Origin of the sequence: Longicatena caecimuris, assembly GCF_018406465.1 — a bacterium.
Lineage (GTDB): Bacteria > Bacillota_I > Bacilli_A > Erysipelotrichales > Erysipelotrichaceae > Longicatena > Longicatena caecimuris.
In genome coordinates, this window is sequence record NZ_AP024510.1 from 1,645,705 (window position 1) to 1,666,947 (window position 21,243).

Sequence of the window (21,243 nt, forward strand, 5' to 3'; positions counted from 1 at the left end):
AACAGCTGCCTAAAGACGTCGTGTCCTAATGCAGCTGTTTTTCTATGCTATTTCTTTGCTTCATCTTCCTTTTGAAAACAAATAATCGGAATCATTCTTTCCTCTTTTGTATAACCAGCATGACTTCCCTTTACCGCATAGCTATCATCATAAATCAATTGTTCATCACCGATTGCGATAGCAAGATAATCACCTATAAAAGACGTAAAGAGCGGATGGTTGTTTCCTTCGCCAAAGATATGCTCCTGTAGCACTTCTGCTTTGCTAAGTAATATAAAGCTATTTCCATACTTTTCCTGAAAGTGTTCTTTAAACATCTGATGCTTGCCATCTTGAATAGAAAAGCTGAGAGCTCTTCCTTCTAATGACGGTAATCGTCGTAAACATCTCATCAATTGTTCGTCTTGAACCATACAACGACATGTAACGTCTATCTGTCCATGATCAGCGATAATCAAAAGAGCACTTTTAGCGGATAATGATGGGAAATAGTGTGCCATGAGCTCATCATAGTTTTTTAGCATCGCTTTGCTTTCGGCTGCATGTACCCCATAGTGATGCATGCAATCGTCAAATTCATCCCAATACGCATAGACACACGAAGCACGCTGTGATTGACTCTCTTTGACGATACGCTGACACATCTCCTTGAAACTGTGTACTCCTCCTTTGCGAAAAGCCGGATAGATTTCTGTTGCCCAAATCCCATTTGCTAAGCAGTCTTGCACAAGCGAATTCACTGCTACATGCTCATATGTATAATGAGGCTGCCAATAAGGCTTTTTCTGATAATAAGAACGATTCAAAAACATGACCAAATGCTCATCGATTTCTTCAAAATACTGTTGCCAGCCAAGCCATCCATGTTCACATGGGTATTTTCCACTTAAAAAAGAAGTTGTCGCTGCCGCAGTTGTCGGTGGAAACACAGTTTCTACATATCGTTTACAATGTTGTTTAAGAAAACCTTTTGCTTTAGCAAGTTGCTCTATCTGATACTTTCCTAAGCCATCGATCAATAATACAATGATTTGTTCGGGTTTTCTCTCCTGTAACCATTGATCTAATTGCTCATCGCTTTTATGAAACAGCGGCAAATGATAATAGGCACGTAGCGAATTTGCTATATGTACAAGATTATCCTTCTTCCAATCCATTTTCATTGCATCACCTCATAGTGTTTTTTAATTTATTTATACATTATATCACACTTCTGGCTAGACATAATATAGAAAAAAAAGCTATAATGAGATAGAACAATTGAAAATGAATATTACAGGTGTAGACATACTCAATAAGGAAGAAAGTGAAAATCTTTCGCTGCCCCAGCAGTCGTGATATGGACGAAATCCAAGATACCATTGTGCTTATGCATGAGAAGGTGGAAAGTAGGAAGAAGTTAAGCCGAAAGACTTGCCTGTAATGAATGCATCTGCTGGGTGATCAGAAAAAAGCAAATCATTTTTCCTTTTTTCTGTTTCACACTCCACAAGAAAGAGAGGGTGAAAAAGAATGCGTATGGAATATTGTGCATATAGCTTTTTAAGTGAAGATGGCAGCTTATGTGATTATGAAATTGCAACAGATGAGCTTGCCAGTATGACGGCCGTATGTGCGCATCATGTCAAACACATCAAGAGAAAAGATATACAAGAACTTGTTACACTCATCTATCATGCCAATGGTTCTATCCGAGGTAAATGTGCCATACAAAAGCATGAGGTCATGCGTCTTCATGCAATGTATGAGTTTTACTTTGTCAGGATAGAACATTTTGTTTTACCAGTAGGCAGCCTTGGTACAGCATATTTACATGTTTTGCGTGCAAAAACGAAAGCCATTATACGTATCCTAACGAAATTGCAAAAAGAAGGGCATACCATAAATCACCATTTGCTTGACTTTATGAATTTATTGGCAAATACCTTTTTTATGATGTGCCTGTATGAAAACAAAGCAGAAGGCATTGCGGAACAAGTCTTTATCAGCAAGTCCTATGAAAGCTAAAGAATTATGCTACATTGCGGTTATGGCCGCAATAGAATCGGTTGTATTTACATCATTTTCATTTGTTCTGTATCTGGAATGCATCACCTTTACCATTGTCCTTTTTGCAATGTGTTTTGAAACGAAACAAGCTGTGTTAGGTGCCATCGTATTTAGCATCGTGAATTTATCTATCCAAGGCGTTACCCCTTGGAGCATGATGTATTGTCTGATCTATCCTCTTTACAGTCTGTTTATTGGCATAAGTAAACCATTTTTACAAAAACACTTTTGGTTACTATGTTTCTTATGCGGTTGTTTATCTTTTCTAACCGGTCAGCTTGTCCAGATACCATTTCTTCTTATATCCAAAAAAATCACAATTCTTTATATCTTAGCAGGGCTGAAAATATCATGTATTCAAGGATGTCTATCCGCTTTTTGTTGCATGATCTGTTATCAGCCTATATATACCATTTTAAAAAAAATTACAAGGAGTACTTCTTATGGGAAAATTATGTAAACTACTCGCCATCTGCTGTATCCTGTTTATCAGCGGATGTACGAATAAAGAAACAAGCGAAACAGCGAAATCAGCTTCACAAGAAACAATTACTTTACACATCGTTGTAAATAAAGAAGGCGAAGAAATATTTAATAAAAAAGTTAGTGTCAAAGATCACGTAACTACCTTAGCTGACTTTTTAGAAAAAGCCAATGAGCTAAAGGTAGAAATGGAAGACAGCGCATATGGGAAAAAGATTGTTTCCATCCTAGGTGTTAAAACGAAGGATTGGCAAAAAGGTCCATGGTGGCTATATGAATCGAGCAATAATGAATCCTGCCAGGCTTCCGGCCAATGCGATGCTGCCAGTGCCTTAAAGATTAAAGACGGTGATGATTTCACTTTTAATTTTCAAGGCATGTAATATAAAAACTTTTGGAATGTGAACAGCTTATGTTACACATTCCTTTTTTAATCACTTATATAAGTTTATAACATATGATAATTATCCTTTCATATACGAATAAGCAAGGATGATCATGATAATGAACATCAACAAGTTATAAATATGGTAGAATAGCATATTTTACACGCTATTCGAGTATGATATCTTCAATTAGTGTTCGAATTTTTTAAATCATTTGATAGCATGTGCGGTAATAATCGTATAACGATAGGCGTTAATTGTTATTTTAATCCCATCAATCTCACCATACCAGTTTTTTCCTATGCGATAAATCTTACAGTTTTTATCCAAGAGTTTATCTTTGCAATACGCTACAACATTTGATACGTCTAATTTTAAATTGGTTTTGATACGCTTGCTTCCCTTCTCTGTCGTATGAATCTCATCAATATGATCGAGCAATATCCTTTTATCTTCATTCAAATTATCGTTATGCATAGAAATCGCTTTGTGTTCTTTACAACTCAACTCTGTTACCAGCAATTTAAATACGGCCAGCTTAGCAAGCATCTTAGGTGAGAACTGCCAATCTATTTTGCCAGTATTGTGATACATGATTTGCGATAAAGCATATGCTTTCTCTTTTGCATCTGTTAAGATTGCAATCTTTCCTGTCCCAATAATACTTTGAAAAGCTGCTGAATATGCACAAGGATTTTTTGCTTCTTGTAACTGATAATTTGTATCAAGTTCAAAGCCAACAGGATTTCCTGTTTTCATACACTCAATCTTTCTACCTTCCATAGCACTATGAAAATAAAAAACATAATCTGTTGCTTTCTTTTCAAATCCAAAATTTAATGGCACGATGTAAACGGCACCCTTATCTATAAAACCTAATCTACAACAATAACACTGAGAGATGATCTCCATAATTTTTTTCTCGTCAGTAACTTCTCTATCTTTACGTCTCATTTCCATTCCCCTATAAAATTAAACCTTTCTTTAGCCTATTGTATCATGGTAACTTCTGATAGTGAACTAGTTTTCTTCTACAGTCTCTTCTTGTATGCCTTTTGTAAAAGCAAGTAGGCGATAGTCATTAAACTATCGCCCCTTATCAAACCGTACGTGCCCTACAAGGCATACGGCTTACCAATATGCCTATTTATGATATCCACTATATCGTAAATTCACTTCAGAATTTGCGATTTTCTTTATTCTCTTTTGTGTATAGTATTCGATTCCTTCTTCTTTCAACATCTGGTTTTATTCTTTTCCTGTTGATAAATACAATCCCTTAATAAGAAAGAAAATTCAACTATGCCTGTACATGGTTGAATTATAGCAACTGCCTGTCGCACAAAAAGATGCAGCCACAATTGACTGCATCTTGCTTATGAATGTTCATTAATCTTACTAATAATTTTCTCAATCTTATTGCCTCTTTCTAATGCATCATCGATTAGAAAATGAAGCTCTGGTACTTTACGCATCGTTAAACGTTTTGCTAAAGCACTGCGAATAAATCCCTTACTGCGATTTAACGCCTTCATCCCGGCTTCTTCTCTAGCCTTTTGACCTAAAAAGGATACATAGATTTTAGCAATTGAGAGGTCATTTGTTACCGTGACATCTGTAATCGTAATAAAGCCAATCTTAGGATCTTTTAGCTCAAACTGAATGATCTCACTGACTTCTTTCTGAATGATTCCGGCAATTTTTTCTGCTTTTACTTTCATTCTATCACCTGATGTTATTCTGGCTCAACCTGTTGGTCTTCATACGCCTCAATCAAATCTCCTTCTTTGATGTCATTAAAGTTTTCAATAGTCATACCACATTCAAAACCATTTTGAACTTCTTTCACATCATTCTGGAACCGACGCAGAGAACCTAACTTACCGGTATAGATTACAACACCTTCACGAATCAAACGCACACTGCAATCTTTCGTGATATGTCCATCCGTCACCATACATCCGGCAATCGTTCCCACCTTACTAACCTTGTAAGTCTGACGAACTTCTGCCTGGCCAATGACAACTTCTTCATAAACCGGTGCCAACATTCCTTTCATTGCACTTTCCATTTCTTCTAAAGCCTTATAAATAATGTTATGCAAACGGATATCTACGCCTTCTTCTTCAGCTTTTTTACGCACCATCGCATTAGGGCGTACATTAAATCCATAAATCACCGCATTTGATGCACTTGCCAACATGATATCACTTTCAGTAATGGCACCTGCCGTGCTACGGATGACATTCACCTTCACACCGGAAACTTCAATTTTTTCCATACTTGCCTTTACTGCTTCGGCAGAACCCTGTACATCCGCTTTAACGATGACATTAATATCCTGTACTTCACCTTCTTCAATCTGACGTGCTAAATCATCTAATGACATCGCACTTGAAGAGTTACGTTCTTGATCAATACGTTTTGTTAAACGTGTTTCCGCAATTTGACGTGCTTTCTTTTCTGAATCAAATGCTTTAAAGATATCCCCTGCAATTGGCACATCATTTAAACCAATAATCTCAACTGGTGTAGATGGCAATGCTTCTTTAATTTCGCGGCCACGATCATCTGTCATCTTACGTACGCGTCCAAAAGCAGTACCAACAACGACAGCATCACCGGTATGCAATGTACCATTTTGTACAAGCAAGGTTGTTACCGGTCCGCGTCCTTTATCCAACTTCGCCTCGATAACAGTTCCGGTTGCCATCTTATTTGGATTCGCGCGGAAGTTTTCTACTTCTGATACAACAAGAATGGTCTCCAACAAATCAGAAACACCATCGCCAAATTTTGCTGATACTTCCGCAAAAATGGTATCTCCGCCCCATGCTTCAGGAAGTAATCCTAAGTCACTCATTTCATTCATGATACGATCTTTATTAGCATTTGGTTTATCAATCTTATTCACAGCCACAATAACCGGAACACCAGCCGCTTTGGCATGATCCACCGCTTCTTTGGTCTGTGGCATAACGCCATCATCAGCAGCAACGACGATGATAACCAAATCGGTTACTTTCGCACCACGTGCACGCATGGCCGTGAAAGCTTCATGGCCCGGTGTATCTAAGAAAGTAACTTTTTTACCTTTCACTGATACTTGGTATGCACCAATGTGCTGCGTGATGCCACCAAATTCACCTTCTGTTACGTGTGTTTTACGAATCGTATCCAACAAGGTTGTTTTTCCATGGTCAACATGTCCCATGATCGTAACAACAGGAGGACGGGATACTAAGTTTTCTTCATCCTCTTCTTCAACATTCATCATCTCTTCAAAATCACTCTCTTCGATGATGATTTCCTTATGACATTCTACATTAAATTCCATGCAGACAAGTTCAATCGTTTCATCATCCAAAGTCGAGTTGATGGTTACCATCGTTCCCATCATAAAGAGAAGCTTGATGATTTCACTTGCATTGCGATTTAATTTCTCTGCTAATTCCTGAACCGTCAGTGCAGAACTGTACGTAATCTCTTTTACTTCCACACGTTCTTTCCGTGGTGTAAACTCTTTTTTGCGATTTCCATTGTTCTTACGGTTTCCATTCCCTTTTTTGTGTTGTTGTCTTGCCATATAATCACCTAGCCTTTCAAGCAAGCATGAAGTTTTTGTGCAAAACCTTCATCTAATATTGCAACAGATTTGCGATTCTTATCACCAATAGCCATGTTTAATTCTTCCCCATTCATAAAGACATAGGGCACATGATAATAGGCACATTTATCTGTCAGCTTTTTCTTACCGTTTTCTCCCATATCATCTGCCATAATAAGCAGCGAAACTTGATTGCTGCGCAGTTTTTTAAAGATCGTTTCACCGGTAGCTATCTTATGGGCACGCATAGCCAATCCCAGTGTTCCAATTGCTTTCTTCATTCACCAAATAACTTTTGTAATTCCTCATAAAGTTCTTGAGGAATCTCACATTCTAATGAACGCGCCAAAGCTTTTTTCTTCTTTGCCACTTCCAGTGCCTCAATACTGCGCTTTAGATAGGCACCTCGACCATTCTTTTTCCCTGTTTCATCAATTTCAACATTACCATCAGGGGTACGAACGATACGAATCAATTCTTTTTTTGGAAGACTTTCACCAGTTGCCACACACTTGCGCATAGGTATTTTTCTCATAAAAGCTCCCTCCTTTTTCTTTATTCTTCGTAATATTTATCATATTCATCGAAGTCAATCTCATCATGAATCCAATCATTTTCTTCTTCTTCACGTTGAGCACGTTCGATTTCTTCTAGTTCTTCTTCTGAGTAAATAGGCTTCATTTCATAATCCTTTTTACTCAAATCAAAGGTTGGTTTACGGCGTTCTTCCTTTTCTTCACTCTTTTTCCAACGTGGTTTGCTAACCGGTTTTTCTTCCTGTTTTGCGCTAACATCTGCCAATGTTTCAAATTTTGATTTATATTCTTGTTTTTCTTTGATATTTAAGCCTTCTTGACGCTGTTTTTCCTTAGCAATACGAGCCGCTCTTTCCAGATCGCTCTCTTCTTTTTCTTCTTCAACCACTTCTTCTTCCACTTCTTTTTCAGCCACTTTTTCCACTTCAGGTGCGATGATACTTGCTTTCGCTTCTATTACTACATCATCTACCATTTCTTCTGGCTCTTCTAAAATTTCTTCCTGGAAGGATACTCCTGCATCGGCAAGTGATATAGCTTCTTCACTCGCTGCCTCTTCAAAGCGTTCTTGCTGTGCCAATGCTTTGGCAGCAGCCTGCGCAGCTAAGAATTCTTCACGCTGTTTCATAGCGATGCCTTTCCAATCAATACCAGCTGCATCCACATCGCTCTCTGCTTTAATATCAATCTTATTGCCAGTCAATTTCACTGCCAGACGTGCATTTTTACCACGTTTACCAATAGCTAAAGATAACTGATTATCTGGTACGACAACCAGTAAGCCACCTTTACGTTCTTCGCTTGGGATTACGGCTAATACTTCCGCAGGTGAAAGAGCATTTTTAATTAATTCTGTAACATCTTCACTCCATTCAAAGATATCAATTTTCTCACCGCCAAGTTCATTGATGATAACCTGAACACGTTGTCCACGCGGCCCGATACAAGCACCAATTGGATCAATGTTTTCATTGTGAGAATAAACAGCCATCTTTGTGCGTTCTCCTGCCTCACGCGCGATTGCCTTAATTTCAATCACACCCTGGAAAATTTCTGGTACTTCTTTTTCAAACAGACGTTTTACTAAAGTTGCATCACCGCGAGATACTAACACCTGTGCACCTTTGGTTTCTTTATTTACTTCAATGATCACCACGCGAATACGATCACCTTCATGATAACGTTCGTTAGGAATCTGCTGATTTTTAGGCATTAATGCCAATGTCTTTCCAATATTTACGATACAGAATTTTTCCTCGACAGACTCAATCGTTCCAACAACCATCTCATCAACTTTATCACAATATTCTTCATACACAATCAGTTTCTCAGCTTCACGGATTTTCTGTTTCATAACGTTTTTAGCTAAGATAACCGCTGCTCGGCCTAACTGTGTAATGTCTACTTCTTCCTCGACAACACCATCCAGTTCCAGCTCTTGATTGATTTTCTTTGCATCTTCTAATGAAATTTCCAATTCATCATCTTCTACCGTTTCAACAATCGTACGCTGTTGATATACCTTGATGTTTCCCGTTTTTTCATTAACATCTACACGTACTAATGCATCAGGAATTTCAATGTGTTTACGGAATGCCTTAGCCAACGCTTCTTGTAGCGCTTCTACGACAACTTCCTGAGGTAATTTACGATCACTTTCGATTGCCTGCATCGCAGCCATAAAATCTTTTAACTTCATGTTCTTCTTTTTCCTTTCTCTTAAATTTTCACACTTAAGCGAATTAATGCGATATTATCGCCATCAATTGTTATCTTTTTCTTTACTGCTTTATCCATATATTCCATCGTGATATCACCATTTTCATAAGCACGCAAATATCCTTTTACGGCATCCATGCCTGCTTTGGGATTTTTCAATTTCACATAAACATATTCATCCAGAGCATCTCGAATCTGTGTTTCATCCTTTAATTCACGTTCAGCCCCCGGAGAACATACTTCTAGAAAATATTCACTGGCAATCATATCTACTTCATCCAGCTTTTCTGATATTTTTTCTGACATAGCTGCACATGTATCAATATCCATACTGCCATCTTTGCGCATGATTGCAACCTGTAAAATGCGATTTTTACCTTCTTGCTGCCATGAGACATCGTACAATTCAATATCTTCTTGTGCGAGAAGAGGTTTGATCAATTCTTTGATTTTTGACAATCCGTCCATAACATTCTCCTTTACAACATAATGAAGGAGTGGGCATGACCCACTCCGTTTGAAGTTCTATAGTTAATATACCACGTTCTATGAAATTATTCAACGCTTTTCCCCTTTTTATTTTTAAATTCTGAAAAAGCATATTTTCAAGAGGGGGATATTGTTACTGCTATATTTGTGATACACCATTATATGTTTCAGAAAAGAAAAAACCGGTTGCCCGGTCTGTTTTCTTATTTTTCTACGATTGTTTTACCGTTGTACTCACCGCATGAACACATTTTGTGAGGCATTTTGTATTCACCGCATGCTGGACATTTCACCAAAGTTGGCGCAGCCAATTTGTAGTGAGTTCTACGTTTTGCTTTTCTAGTTTTTGAATTACGTCTCTGCTGAACAGCCATGTTAGCACCTCCTACTTAATCTTCCAATTTGAATTCTTTCAACTTTGCTAAACGAGGATCTATATCATCCTTTTTAGATTTCGTATAGTCTTCCTCTTTGACAACTTCCCAACCGTCACCTTTAGGATACTCTTTGATTCCTTCTTTTACGACCTTCAAAGGAACTTCCATAAGTATCAATTGAAAGATCACCGGCAATAGTTCTACGACATCACCTTTTACTTCGTGTACATCTTCATCCTCTGTCTTGTCAAAAGAGAACACTTCCAAAGATTTTGTGTGGAAATCATATTCTACATCCTCAAGGGTTATAGAACACGGCACGATCATCACGCCTTCAATATCCAGATCCGCAAATACGCGTTCACTGGCTGTATCGTAATGAATATTTCCTGATACCGTAACATCCTGCAATCCTCTGATTTGGTGCATCTTGGCGAACGCCGCAGGATCGAAAGCAATCGTATCCGTAAAATCGATTGTTTGTTTATCCGCCTGTAACAGCTCAGCTCTAGACCATTTCAAAAGAATCACCTCGTTGTCTGACCTATCCTATTATAAGGAAACTGGACAATAAAGTCAATATATTTCTCACTTTCCCATGATTAGGCTAATATATTAAACCACAAAAACGAAATGAAAGAAAGACTTTTTCTTTAATTTTTATTTTTTGTACCTAATTTTTACTAATTCTATCTGCTTTTTATAAAGTTTTGCATTTTCTTATATCCTTCACAGCAGTATCCCCTGAAAGTGAAAAACATGTTATATATGCTATTCTCACTTCATCTTTGTTTTCATTAAAAAGTGCTTATCAAATGAACAGCTTATGTGTTTGTAGTATGTTTATTCAACCATTTCAAAAGATCCCGATACACTTCTCCTTTATCTCTTTCGTTCAAGATTTCATGACGCATTCCTTCATACAATTTCCAAGATACATTCGCATATCCAACCTTACGCATCAACATTACAGCTGTATGGAATGCCTTTTCAGAAATGATACAAGGATCTTGTTTTCCGGCAATGAAATAGATAGGCATTGATGCATGGTGGCATTGCCAACCTTTTTTATCATATACAGTCATCATTAAAGCGAAAAGATTTTCAAAACCGTTTAAAGTAAACGTAAAGCCACATAAAGGATCTTCATCATATTCCTTTACCACATCTTCATCACTGCAAATCCAGCTGTTCTCACTTTTAGCATCTTGAATTCCATCATTATGATGCCCAAATGCCAAACGTTGTAAGAAAGAACTACGATAGTGATCTTGTTTCACTTTCTCCATGATCTGACAAAGTATCTTACCAAAAGCTGCTGCTTTATTTTCACTTGGCGAACCACAAACAATCAATCCATCAATATCCCTATCATAACGTTTACAGTATGCACGTACGGCTAAAGAGCCCATACTGTGACCGAATAAAAACAATGGCACATGTGGAAAATGCTCTTTTATACGCATACTGATTTCATGAATATCTTCTATTAAATAGGTGGCATCAACACCATAGAAATATCCCAGATCTGCTTGTGACTTTACACTTTCCCCATGACCGCGATGATCATGAATGACACATAAATAGCCCGATTGTGCCAAATAATGCATGAGATTTTCATAACGTTCCTTATGTTCTGCCATACCATGTACCAGCTGAATCACACCAACAACTTCTCTATCCGGCACCATGCACATACCATGAATACAAAGACCATCACATTGACTGATAAAACTGAATTTTGTTAGTTTCATAAATGCCTCCGTTTTCTTGCCTTATCTGTTTTCATTGTACCATAGAATCGCTTAAAAATATGCTGACAAAGTATTCACATTGTCTAAGAGAGTACTATCTCCTAGAATTGACAATGTCAATACGTAAAAAATATGATAGAATAAATACCATATAGAAAAGAAAGGAGTTTGCTTATGCAGGTATGCGGTATTGTCACAGAATACAATCCCTTTCATAACGGGCATCAATATCACATTACACAGGCGCGTAGCATTCGTAATTGCGATTGTCTGATTGCCATCATGTCTGGTAATTTCGTGCAACGTGGAGAACCCGCCATCATTGATAAGTGGGAACGTGCTGCTTGTGCTGTTGCTCATGGTGTCGATATTGTCATTGAACTCCCCTATCCTTATGCAACACAAAGTGCCGATATCTTTGCTCAAGGAGCCATCCGATTGCTTACGCTGGCTAATGTCAACCATATGGTGTTTGGCAGTGAATGTAATGACATTGAGAAATTAAAACATTTAAGTGAACAAGCTGCTGCTTTACCAGTACAGAAAAAGCAAGCCATGGTAAAAAGCTTTGCTGATTCGTGTACCCAAATCGCTAGTAATGATCTTTTAGGCATCAGTTATTTAAAAGCATTGCAAGGCAGTGCTATACAGCCTTATACGATACAAAGAACAAATTCATATCATGAATTAACCTATACGAAGACAATCGCCAGTGCCAGTGCCATCCGTCATGGTATCATGCTTCATCAGGATGTTCATCATGCCACAGTAATGGCAAATAAATTAGATACAACATATGCTTTCACACATTATTACCCTTATTTACAGACATTACTTATGACCATGGATCGAGAAGATATTAAAGCAATGTTGATGGTAGAGGAAGGAATGGAGCAGCTATTACAGAAAAATGCCGCTCTCTATAGCGATATGGATAGCTTTGTAAATGCTTGCATCAGTAAGCGTTATACCCGCAGTCGCATTCAACGGACCTTACTTCATATATTAACCCAGACCAAGAAAACGGAAATACAGAAACTCCGTCCTTTACAGCACCTACGCATTCTTGCAATGAATGATGTTGGCCGAGCCTATTTGTCACAATTACGCAAACAAGATGATCTGATCATAGCTTCTCGATTTAACCAGATTCCACAAGACTGGAGAAAGATTGAGTTACGTGCGACACAGGCATATACATATCCATTAACACCAAAAAACAGAAAGGAAGCGATTGCCAAAGAATGGCAGTCTTTGGTTTATATCAAATGATATTACTCATCTGTATCATCCTCTTTGTGTTGCTTGCAAATCTTTATCTATATCATCACTTTCCAAAACCCAAACATCCCTTACAAGACATTTCTTATGATGTCGCAATTGTATTGGGTTATCCTTGTAATGCAGATGGCAGTTTATCAACAGTCCAAAAAAAGCGTATGGAGACTGCTATAAATTTATATGACAAACACTGCGTTCACCACTTATTAATCAGTGGTTCCTGCGTGCAGAATACTTATGTCGAGGCAGAAAAGATGGCCGCTTATGCTTTGACACAAAAGATTCCAAAACAAGCCCTTGTCTTAGAAACCAAGGCGCGTAACACGTATGAAAACTTAAAATACGCGAAATGCATTTGTGATGAAAAACAATGGGAAAACATTATTGTTATCACTAGTCCTTCCCATATGCGAAGAGCTGCCTTTTTTGTACATAAGTTTTTTCATAACTATGTTATGGACACCTATCGTGAGCATAGTAGCATTAGAGTTAGAATGGATGAATACTTTCGCATGTGGAATACATTATATTATGAAAGAAAGCTTAGAAAGAACTAACACATCCTTTTTAAGCTTTTTCTTCGTCTTTTGTGATATACATGGCTTTTATTTATAGCCTTTATATTCTGCCTTATCGCATACCCCACACCAATAAAAAAGAGCAGATAGTCCCTTTAAAAAGAGGAACCATTTACTCTTCTATATCATAGTTGCTTAGCTATTTTTCTTGTTCCCATGCATATACATAATGATACAAAGCTGTTGTAAATTCAGGGACAAACTGTCCAATTGTGACAAGGCGAAATCCATTGCGTTCATACATCTCTCTTAGTTTCACCTTCTTCTCACGCACATCTAAACGCACTTCCGGATAGCCTTCTTTACGTCCCTTATCCTTGAAATAGGTAATCATAGCATCGCTATAGCCTTTTTTGGCATGAGCAGGATCAACACAGATCTTATGCAGATATAAATACTTTCCTTTGTCTACATCCGGCCAGTATAATTCATCGACATCAACAATGAATAATCCGCAAACGACTTCTCCATTACATTTACCAACATAATAATCATCAATCGTATATAATTGCGAAAAGGCTTCCCATGTGACATCTGCTAAGCGCCATTGTGGAATACCATGAGCATTATTATACAAGACCCGACGACGATACATTTCTAAGATTGCGGGAATATCCTCTGTTGTTGCTTTCGTTATTAAAAATGTTTCTTGTTTCATAAAACCTCCATTGGAAAAGGTGAGTGTCACCTCACCTTATTGAATAACTCTTTCGACACTTTTTACGCTATTGACCTTTCTTAGATTCGCCATCAATGTCTGTAAATGAATAGCATTTTCCACAACAACCGTCATTTTTGTCGTTGCTGAAACCTTATCCTCATCAACTGAAGAATCAACATGCTGCAAACCCGCCTTGCATTGTGATACTACCGTCACAATATCGGATAGCAAGAAATTACGATCACTTGACTTCACGATCAGCTTGACTTCATATGTTTTCTGTTCAATGTTTTCATCCCATTCCACATCAATCAAGCGTTGTTTCTCATGCACGATATTGGGACAATCTGTACGATGTACCTTTACTCCTTGTCCTTTTGTTATATATCCTACGATATCATCACCGGGAACAGGAGAACAGCAGGCAGCCAGTGATATTTTCATGGAATCAATACCCGCTACCCGGATACCGGTTGAAGAAACTTTTCGCTTTCGTTCCTGACGATTAAACATTTTCGCTAATTCTTCATTATCTAATGGTACGCTTGTCTTATGTTTCACCAAACGGTCAATGACAGCAGGCAGGGATACTTGTTTAACACCAATCGCATACATCAAATCGTTATAAGAATTAAAACTTAGAGAACCGGCAATGTTTTCAATCTTCTTTTGTTCTGTATATGTCGCAACATCTAAGTTGCGTTTTTTCAATTCTTCCATCAGCATCTCTTCGCCTTTTTTTATATCAAGCGAACGGCGTTCGTTTTCCTGTTTCTGGAAGAATGAGCGTATTTTATTACGTGCATGAGCACTTTTTACAATTTTGATCCAGTCTTCACTAGGACCAGGAGATTGTTTACTTGTACGGATGCTGACAACATCTCCTGTTTTTAATTTTGTATTCAATGGCATTAACACACCATTTATCGTAGCTCCAACCGTATGATGACCAACCTCGGTATGAACACGATAGGCAAAATCAATTGGTGTAGAACCATTTGGCAAAGCAATCACTTTACCTTTTGGAGTCATCACATAAACATTAGCCTCAAAGATATCCTTCTGCAATAGATTCATGTATTCCATAGCATCATCATTGACATCATCACTCATGACGCTGAAATCTTTAAACCAATGCAATTGCTCTTCAATTTCTTTTTGGTGCACCTCACGGCCGCCATTTAAATTTTCTTTATAACGCCAATGAGCCGCAATCCCCTGTTCTGCAACCTCATCCATAGATTCTGTACGAATTTGCACCTCAAATATATTACCATCCTCAGCCACGATAGTCGTATGCAAGGATTGGTACATGTTAACCTTCGGCATAGCGATATAGTCTTTAAAGCGTCCTGGAATCGGACGGTATTTCGCATGAATATATCCTAAGATTTCATAACAAGCCGTATCGGTATCTGTAATGATACGAATCGCCAATAAATCAAGAATTTCTTCAAAACGCTTATTTTTCGTTATCATCTTTTTATAAATACTATATAAATGCTTACTGCGTCCGAATATGCGATATTTTATCTGATGCTCATCCAGTAAAGAACTGATTTCTCTAATCATGCTTTGTACCTGTGCATCTCGTTCTGTTTTACGTTTTTCCACCAATTTGGCTATTTCATAATATTTTTCTTTATTTAAATACTGAAAGCACAGATCTTCGAGTTCATTTTTAATATCACTGATACCTAAACGATGGGCAATCGGCGCATAGACCTCCAATGTCTCACTCGCAATTTTTTGCTGTTTCTGCGGCGTCATATATTGTAAAGTACGCATATTATGTAGTCGATCAGAAAGCTTAATCAAAATAACACGCACATCTTTCGCCATCGCGATAAAAATCTTACGATGATTGCTGGCAAGATATTCTTTCTCATCTTTAAACTTCAATGCACCGATCTTTGTGACCGATTCCACCAAAGAAGCAACTTCTTCACCAAACATCTCACTAATTTGTTCTAAGCAGACATCACAATCTTCCACCACATCATGCAAAAGGCCTGCGGCTATCGTCTTAGGACCAGTCCGCAACATTGCTAATATATAACCTACCTGAATGGCATGTATGATATACGGTTCCCCGCTTTTACGATACTGCCCTGCATGATTCTTCTCTGCACACAAAAAGGCGCGTGTAATTAAATCAATATTTTCTTCTTTTTTGATGTATTGACGAACTTCTTGCATCATCTCATCAAATGTAACGACATTCTTCCTTACCATACTAATCACCCGCATTCAAGAAAAGGGGAACTTCCCCTTTTTTATTTATAAGACATTAAGGAGAACACTTCATAATCTTTTAGATGTTCTCTGCCCTGTAAGCCTTCTAATTCAATTAGAAAACCACAGCCCACAACTTCACCGCCCAATTCCTGAACGATCTGAATTGTTGCATCTACCGTACCTCCGGTCGCCAATAAATCATCAATGATCAAGACTTTTTGACCTTTTTTGATACTATCTTTATGTACATGCAATTCATTACTGCCATATTCTAAATCATAAGAAACACTTACCGTTTCTCTAGGCAATTTCCCCGGCTTGCGAACAGGAATAAAACCAATACCCAGCTCATAAGCAACCGGACAGCCAAAGATAAATCCTCGTGATTCTGGTCCAACAATAACCTCAGCCCCTACTTTTCTTGCAAAAGCGATCATTTCGTCACAAGCCTGATGAAATGCTTCACCATCTGCCATTAAAGGTGTGATATCACGAAACAGTACGCCTTCCTGAGGAAAATCAGGAATATCGGCAATATAGTCTTTATAATTCATGTGTAAGCCTCCTAACACGTCTCTTTTATTATAGCAAACTCTCTTATAAATTGCATCAGCTAATATGCCTTGGAGACGTAAATATTTACTTTTTTTCGTCCCATGAAAGAATTTATACGTAAATTTCCTATAAAATTCAGGGTCGCCTCTGGGTTATAGAATTCCCAATCGCGACTTTGAAACTGCATAGCTTCTAAATCATCAGATAAGATCCATTTGGTATGTGCTCCCTTGCTTAAGCTACGGCAATCCTGCACCTTCTGCTTTTCCAATAAGAACAACGGTTCTTCAAAACCTTCTCCAAATGGTGCTAATAACTGCAGACTCTCAACTTCTGCAATGGTAATTTCGCTTCGTTCCACAGCAATGACATCATAGCTACTATCATTATCAAATACAACCTGTTCCATACGGCTGTTAACATAATCTTGAATCACTTGTTTTTTATCATAAGAAAAGCCTATGCCTGCCGCTGCTTTATGTCCCCCAAAACTAACTAAAGAAGGTTTACATTCATCAAAAAACGTTGTCAGATCCAACAAACCTTGTGAACGAATACTTCCTTTAAAGTGATCCTGATTGCGGGCTGCCACCATAACTGGCATTTGCAATTCTTCAGCCAATTTTCCGGCCACAAGTCCAGCCATCCCTTCATGAAAAGAATCATCAAACAGTAATTGAAATCGATATTCCTCATGCACTAAGGTTTTGGCTTTTAAAAGCATATCATCACTCATGACTTTTCTTTTTTCATTCAAGTCATTTATTTGTTTTGCCACATGTTGAATTTCTTCCATAGATGTTGACAATAAATATTTTACCGTATTATTTACATTGACCATATCCGCTAATCGACCTGTCACATTTAGTTTCGGCACGATTTGATAAGCTATCAGCATCTCATCCCACTTAGGATAACGCTCTTTAGCCAGAAAACGGATTGGTGGACAGATACCCTGTTTTAAATAAGAAATACCTAATTTCACAATCGCTCTTGTTTCCTTATGCAAAGGCATGACATCCGCAATTGCCGCCACACATGCCAAAACGACATGTTCTTTTTTTTCACCAATCAATGCCCTGGAAAGCATCAAAGCCACACCTGCACCACTTAATGTCGTAAATGATTCTCCCATCAATGTTGGGTGCACCAGTTGCAAACATGTGACTTCTTCATCCATACTGTGATGATCTGTAACGATCACATCAATTCCCATCGTGTGTGCAAATGATAATGCCGTTTTCGCTTTCACACCGTTATCTACGGTTATTAAAAGTGTATAGCCCTTTTGTTTAGCCAAACCTACGGTATTCTCGTGTAAGCCATATCCTTCACTAAATCGATTTGGAATATAAAACCCACAATCAATCCCATAAGAGCGTAAAGCATCCACCATAATAGCGGTAGCGCAAATACCATCTGCATCATAGTCTCCACAAACCAATACTTTTTCTTTCTTTTGCTTTGCTTGATACAAACGATCAGCCACCTCTTTTACACCATTTGCACAAAACGGATCAGAGAGTTTAGGCTCCTGTAATAATGCTGCTATTTCATCATTGGCTAAACCTTTTGCTGCTAAGACCTTTGCGCATAAGGGAGGCAAACCAAAAGTACTCTGTATATCTTCCATTCGTTGTGTCGATAGCTTATTTATCTTCATTAATATCACCGTGATATATCATAGCATATTTCTTACCAATCCGCATGGAAAAGGCACGAAAAGAATTCCCCTATGTCATACTTTCTATTATGTTAAATCATCCAATAAAGCAATCTTCTTCAATGAGATTTCATTGAAACAATAAAGGATACTACTCTTCAAATAGTGTTTCTGTTAACAAAAGAAAAAAGCCACCAGAGCTTTCTGATGATTCAGAAGTCTGATGACTTTTTAATTACGCGTTTACTTAACGCTGGTTGTTGTTGGAATTGCTGTTGTTGAAACGATTGTTCTGCTGATTCTGGTTACGATTTCTCTGCTGGTTGTTGTTGAAATCATTTTTGAAATCAGAAGAAGAATGTTCACGATCGTATTCATTACGATGATTACGTTTTTCAGCTTCAACATCTGCACCTAATTCAATACCCATTTCGTACTGGTACAAATCTTGATCCTGTTTCTCATTCTGAAACTGTTTTCTTCTTTCCATTTTTATCACCTCACACAAATAGTATGGGTGAGGATAAACATCTTATACTAAAAAATATTTTCGTTTTCTTCTATCATGTTACGGCCTGGATATATATCCACACTTTCCATGCGAGCAATACAATCTTCTATAAGAGACGTAAAATCAAATCGTCCCTCTAAACGCTCTGCACGATGTTTCGTTGGCTTTGTAACCGGATTTTTTGGTGTAAATATCGTACAGCAGTCTTCAAATGGCTGTATCGATATATCATATGTTCCGATTTTTTGTGAAATATCAATAATTTCTAATTTATCCAAACAAGCAACCGGACGAATCACCGGCATATCTGTAACACAATTGATCGTTTGCATGCTTTCCAACGTCTGACTGGCCACTTGTCCAATGCTCTCCCCATTCACGATTGCGAGGCAATTTTGCTTTTGGGCCACACGTTCTGCAATTCGATACATCATCCTGCGCATGATCGTGATTGCATAAGATTCATCACAATTTTTATAAATGGCCAACTGTAAATCCGTAAAAGGAATAATATGCAAACGGATATGTCCCTGATATGGAGCTATTGCTCTTGCTAATTCAAGCACTTTATCCTGTGCAGCCTGTGAAGTATACGGTGGAGATGCGTAGTGAATACATTCAATAGCGACCCCACGTTTCATCGTCATGTAGCAAGCCACTGGTGAATCTATGCCACCACTTAACATTACCAAGGCTTTTCCGCCTACTCCTACCGGATAACCACCATTACCTTTGATTTTTCCTGTCATGATATAGGTTGCCTCTTGATGCAATTCAATCTGTATGCGTAACTGTGGTTCTCTTACATTTACCTTTATATCTGTATTACGTAAAATTTCTCCAGCAACTTCTCGATTTATTTCATCCGATACCATAGGAAATTGTTTAAAACTTCTCCTAGCCTCAATCTTAAAGGTTTGCGCATCACTTTGTTTTGCCAACACTAGGCATGTTTGTTTGATGACTTCAATATCACTTGCCACCTTCACCGCAAAGGAAAAGGATGAAATGCCAAACACCTGTTGCAAATGTTTTGCTACTGCTTCATGATCTTCACCATTTAGCATGATATACATACGATCATGCGTACGTTCGTATGTCAATTCATTAAAATCTCGTAATGCATTTTTTACATTCGTCAGTAATCGCTTAATGAAATCTTTGCGATTTTTTCCTTTGGTGGATAACTCACCAAAGCGGACCAAAATATGGTCATACGTCAATTTATTTTGTTCGATAGTCATGATGGATCTCCTTTAGTGCTTTTATAAACTTTTCCACTTCATCTTTTGTTGTCATATGTGATAAGGAAACACGAATCGCATGCGTCGCACGTACTTCCCCTAACCCCATTGCCAGTAGCACATGGGAAATCGCCTTACTTTTACTTGAACAAGTACTTTGGGCAGAAACACAAAAACCCTTTGCATTTAATGCGTTTAACATTACCTCACTGCCAATCTTCAAATCAGAAAAATTCAATATGAAACAAGAGGCATCCGCCGGGCTATTGATGACCATATCTTCTATATTTTCAATTTCCCTTCGTAAATATATGTTTAATTCTTGTACATACTGATAAGCTTTTTCCTGTTCCTCTAATGCCAAACGCAGTGTTTTGGCAAATACGATATTTGTTGGCGCATTACTTGTTCCAGCGCGCAATCCTTGCTCTTGCTGACCGCCACTAAGTAACGGCAATAATTCAATATTGCGTTTCTTATATAGAATGGCACTTCCTTTCAAACCATAAATTTTATGAGCTGAGAAGGTTGCCATATCTACATCGTGTAAAGAAATGGGTATCTTTCCTAATCCTTGTACACCATCCATATGAAAAACGGCACGCGAATAGGCATGTACATATGCTGCACATTCTTTAATAGGATTGATAGCCCCCGTTTCATTGTTCACAAGCATCATCGATACAAGTATGGTGTCCTTGCGCAATGCCTTTTTTAGATCTTCCAAATGTATCGTTCCATCGGCATAAACAGGAAGATACGTCACTTCAAAGCCAAACGTTTCTTTTAACTGTTCTAATGCATTATGGATACTGGAATGTTCTACACAGGTTGAGATGATATGCTTCCCTCTGTGGGCATTTTTCCAAGCAAACCCTTTCATTGCATAGTTGTTAGATTCACTCGCACAGGAAGTAAAAAGAATTTCATCCTTTTGCACATGGAAAAGCTGTGCAATTGCTGCACGGCTTTGTTCCATTAATTTTGCTGTAGCCCTTCCTACATCATGTAATGAATCACTATTTCCATAATAGTTTTCTAATAACATTTGATATGTTTCACGTACTTCTTTGCGAATTGGCGTTGTGGATGCATAATCTAAATAGATCATC

Annotated in this window: 23 protein-coding genes and 1 riboswitch; of the genes, 5 read left to right on the forward strand and 18 right to left on the reverse strand. The window is 37.9% G+C overall.

Annotated elements, in window-relative coordinates; translation table 11 throughout:
• Positions 1–47 precede the first annotated feature (47 nt).
• Positions 48–1,163: an alkaline phosphatase family protein gene (locus tag KJS44_RS07745; RefSeq protein WP_008688317.1), complete on the reverse strand. Its 1,116-nt coding sequence runs from the start codon at positions 1,161–1,163 to the stop codon at positions 48–50.
• Between the two features lie 97 nt (positions 1,164–1,260).
• Positions 1,261–1,435, forward strand: a riboswitch (cobalamin riboswitch).
• 77 nt (positions 1,436–1,512) lie between these two features.
• Here KJS44_RS07745 and KJS44_RS07750 point away from each other — a divergent pair.
• From KJS44_RS07750 to KJS44_RS07760, 3 genes are read left to right on the forward strand one after another with little or no spacing between them, the layout of a single operon-like run.
• Positions 1,513–2,007 (forward strand): ATP-binding protein, encoded by a 495-nt coding sequence (locus KJS44_RS07750; RefSeq protein ID WP_008688315.1) that lies wholly within the window; start codon positions 1,513–1,515, stop codon positions 2,005–2,007.
• Positions 1,946–2,509, forward strand: a complete 564-nt coding sequence (locus KJS44_RS07755) for a hypothetical protein (RefSeq protein WP_008688314.1) — start codon at positions 1,946–1,948, stop codon at positions 2,507–2,509. Before KJS44_RS07750 ends, KJS44_RS07755 begins: the two co-directional genes overlap by 62 nt.
• Positions 2,493–2,915, forward strand: a complete 423-nt coding sequence (locus KJS44_RS07760; RefSeq protein ID WP_008688311.1) for a DUF4430 domain-containing protein — start codon at positions 2,493–2,495, stop codon at positions 2,913–2,915. Before KJS44_RS07755 ends, KJS44_RS07760 begins: the two co-directional genes overlap by 17 nt.
• Positions 2,916–3,128: 213 nt before the next feature.
• On the opposite strand, the gene KJS44_RS14750 is transcribed toward KJS44_RS07760, so the two are convergent.
• The 10 genes from KJS44_RS14750 to KJS44_RS07810 form a co-directional block, all read right to left on the reverse strand.
• Positions 3,129–3,872, reverse strand: a complete 744-nt coding sequence (locus KJS44_RS14750; RefSeq protein ID WP_008688308.1) for a DUF3781 domain-containing protein — start codon at positions 3,870–3,872, stop codon at positions 3,129–3,131.
• Positions 3,873–4,294: 422 nt separating this feature from the next.
• Positions 4,295–4,639, reverse strand: coding sequence for a 30S ribosome-binding factor RbfA (gene rbfA / locus KJS44_RS07770; protein WP_008688305.1), 345 nt, complete (start codon positions 4,637–4,639; stop codon positions 4,295–4,297).
• Positions 4,640–4,653: 14 nt separating this feature from the next.
• Positions 4,654–6,504: a translation initiation factor IF-2 gene (infB, locus tag KJS44_RS07775; RefSeq protein ID WP_008688303.1), complete on the reverse strand. Its 1,851-nt coding sequence runs from the start codon at positions 6,502–6,504 to the stop codon at positions 4,654–4,656.
• A gap of 8 nt (positions 6,505–6,512) precedes the next feature.
• Positions 6,513–6,806, reverse strand: a complete 294-nt coding sequence (locus KJS44_RS07780) for a L7Ae/L30e/S12e/Gadd45 family ribosomal protein (RefSeq protein WP_008688301.1) — start codon at positions 6,804–6,806, stop codon at positions 6,513–6,515.
• Positions 6,803–7,060, reverse strand: a complete 258-nt coding sequence (rnpM, locus tag KJS44_RS07785; RefSeq protein ID WP_008688300.1) for an RNase P modulator RnpM — start codon at positions 7,058–7,060, stop codon at positions 6,803–6,805. The genes KJS44_RS07780 and rnpM overlap by 4 nt, the downstream gene beginning before the upstream one ends.
• A gap of 20 nt (positions 7,061–7,080) precedes the next feature.
• Positions 7,081–8,760: a transcription termination factor NusA gene (nusA, locus tag KJS44_RS07790; RefSeq protein WP_008688298.1), complete on the reverse strand. Its 1,680-nt coding sequence runs from the start codon at positions 8,758–8,760 to the stop codon at positions 7,081–7,083.
• Between the two features lie 20 nt (positions 8,761–8,780).
• On the reverse strand, positions 8,781–9,248 hold the full coding sequence (locus KJS44_RS07795; protein WP_008688295.1) for a ribosome maturation factor RimP: 468 nt from the start codon (positions 9,246–9,248) through the stop codon (positions 8,781–8,783).
• Between the two features lie 224 nt (positions 9,249–9,472).
• Entirely contained in the window at positions 9,473–9,643 is a 171-nt protein-coding gene (gene rpmF, locus KJS44_RS07800) for a 50S ribosomal protein L32 (protein ID WP_008688294.1), read from the reverse strand.
• 15 nt (positions 9,644–9,658) lie between these two features.
• Entirely contained in the window at positions 9,659–10,177 is a 519-nt protein-coding gene (locus tag KJS44_RS07805) for a YceD family protein (protein ID WP_226896747.1), read from the reverse strand.
• A 293-nt stretch (positions 10,178–10,470) separates the two neighbouring features.
• On the reverse strand, positions 10,471–11,400 hold the full coding sequence (locus KJS44_RS07810) for an alpha/beta fold hydrolase (RefSeq protein WP_008688290.1): 930 nt from the start codon (positions 11,398–11,400) through the stop codon (positions 10,471–10,473).
• A gap of 174 nt (positions 11,401–11,574) precedes the next feature.
• On the opposite strand from KJS44_RS07810, the gene KJS44_RS07815 reads away from it, so the two are divergent.
• Both KJS44_RS07815 and KJS44_RS07820 read left to right on the forward strand, forming a co-directional pair.
• The gene (locus tag KJS44_RS07815) at positions 11,575–12,672 is read left to right on the forward strand and encodes a tRNA(Met) cytidine acetate ligase (RefSeq protein ID WP_008688289.1); all 1,098 of its coding nucleotides are present in this window, start codon (positions 11,575–11,577) and stop codon (positions 12,670–12,672) included.
• A complete protein-coding gene (locus KJS44_RS07820) occupies positions 12,645–13,238 on the forward strand; it encodes a YdcF family protein (RefSeq protein ID WP_008688288.1) in 594 nt (197 codons plus the stop codon). The genes KJS44_RS07815 and KJS44_RS07820 overlap by 28 nt, the downstream gene beginning before the upstream one ends.
• Before the next feature lie 160 nt (positions 13,239–13,398).
• Here KJS44_RS07820 and KJS44_RS07825 read toward each other — a convergent pair whose 3' ends face one another.
• From KJS44_RS07825 to KJS44_RS07855, 7 genes are all read right to left on the reverse strand, one after another.
• Positions 13,399–13,917, reverse strand: a complete 519-nt coding sequence (locus KJS44_RS07825) for a GNAT family N-acetyltransferase (RefSeq protein WP_008688287.1) — start codon at positions 13,915–13,917, stop codon at positions 13,399–13,401.
• A 36-nt stretch (positions 13,918–13,953) separates the two neighbouring features.
• A complete protein-coding gene (locus KJS44_RS07830) occupies positions 13,954–16,155 on the reverse strand; it encodes a RelA/SpoT family protein (RefSeq protein WP_017144657.1) in 2,202 nt (733 codons plus the stop codon).
• Positions 16,156–16,196: 41 nt separating this feature from the next.
• Positions 16,197–16,712, reverse strand: a complete 516-nt coding sequence (locus tag KJS44_RS07835) for an adenine phosphoribosyltransferase (RefSeq protein ID WP_008688285.1) — start codon at positions 16,710–16,712, stop codon at positions 16,197–16,199.
• 59 nt (positions 16,713–16,771) lie between these two features.
• A complete protein-coding gene (locus tag KJS44_RS07840) occupies positions 16,772–18,376 on the reverse strand; it encodes a single-stranded-DNA-specific exonuclease RecJ (RefSeq protein ID WP_017144658.1) in 1,605 nt (534 codons plus the stop codon).
• A 247-nt stretch (positions 18,377–18,623) separates the two neighbouring features.
• Positions 18,624–18,866, reverse strand: coding sequence for a hypothetical protein (locus tag KJS44_RS07845; RefSeq protein WP_008688283.1), 243 nt, complete (start codon positions 18,864–18,866; stop codon positions 18,624–18,626).
• Positions 18,867–18,913: 47 nt separating this feature from the next.
• Positions 18,914–20,131 carry a tRNA uracil 4-sulfurtransferase ThiI gene (gene thiI, locus KJS44_RS07850; RefSeq protein WP_008688281.1) on the reverse strand — a complete coding sequence of 406 codons (1,218 nt, stop codon included), beginning with the start codon at positions 20,129–20,131 and terminating at the stop codon, positions 18,914–18,916.
• Positions 20,112–21,242 (reverse strand): cysteine desulfurase family protein, encoded by a 1,131-nt coding sequence (locus KJS44_RS07855; RefSeq protein ID WP_008688279.1) that lies wholly within the window; start codon positions 21,240–21,242, stop codon positions 20,112–20,114. The genes thiI and KJS44_RS07855 overlap by 20 nt, the downstream gene beginning before the upstream one ends.
• Position 21,243: the final 1 nt, after the last annotated feature.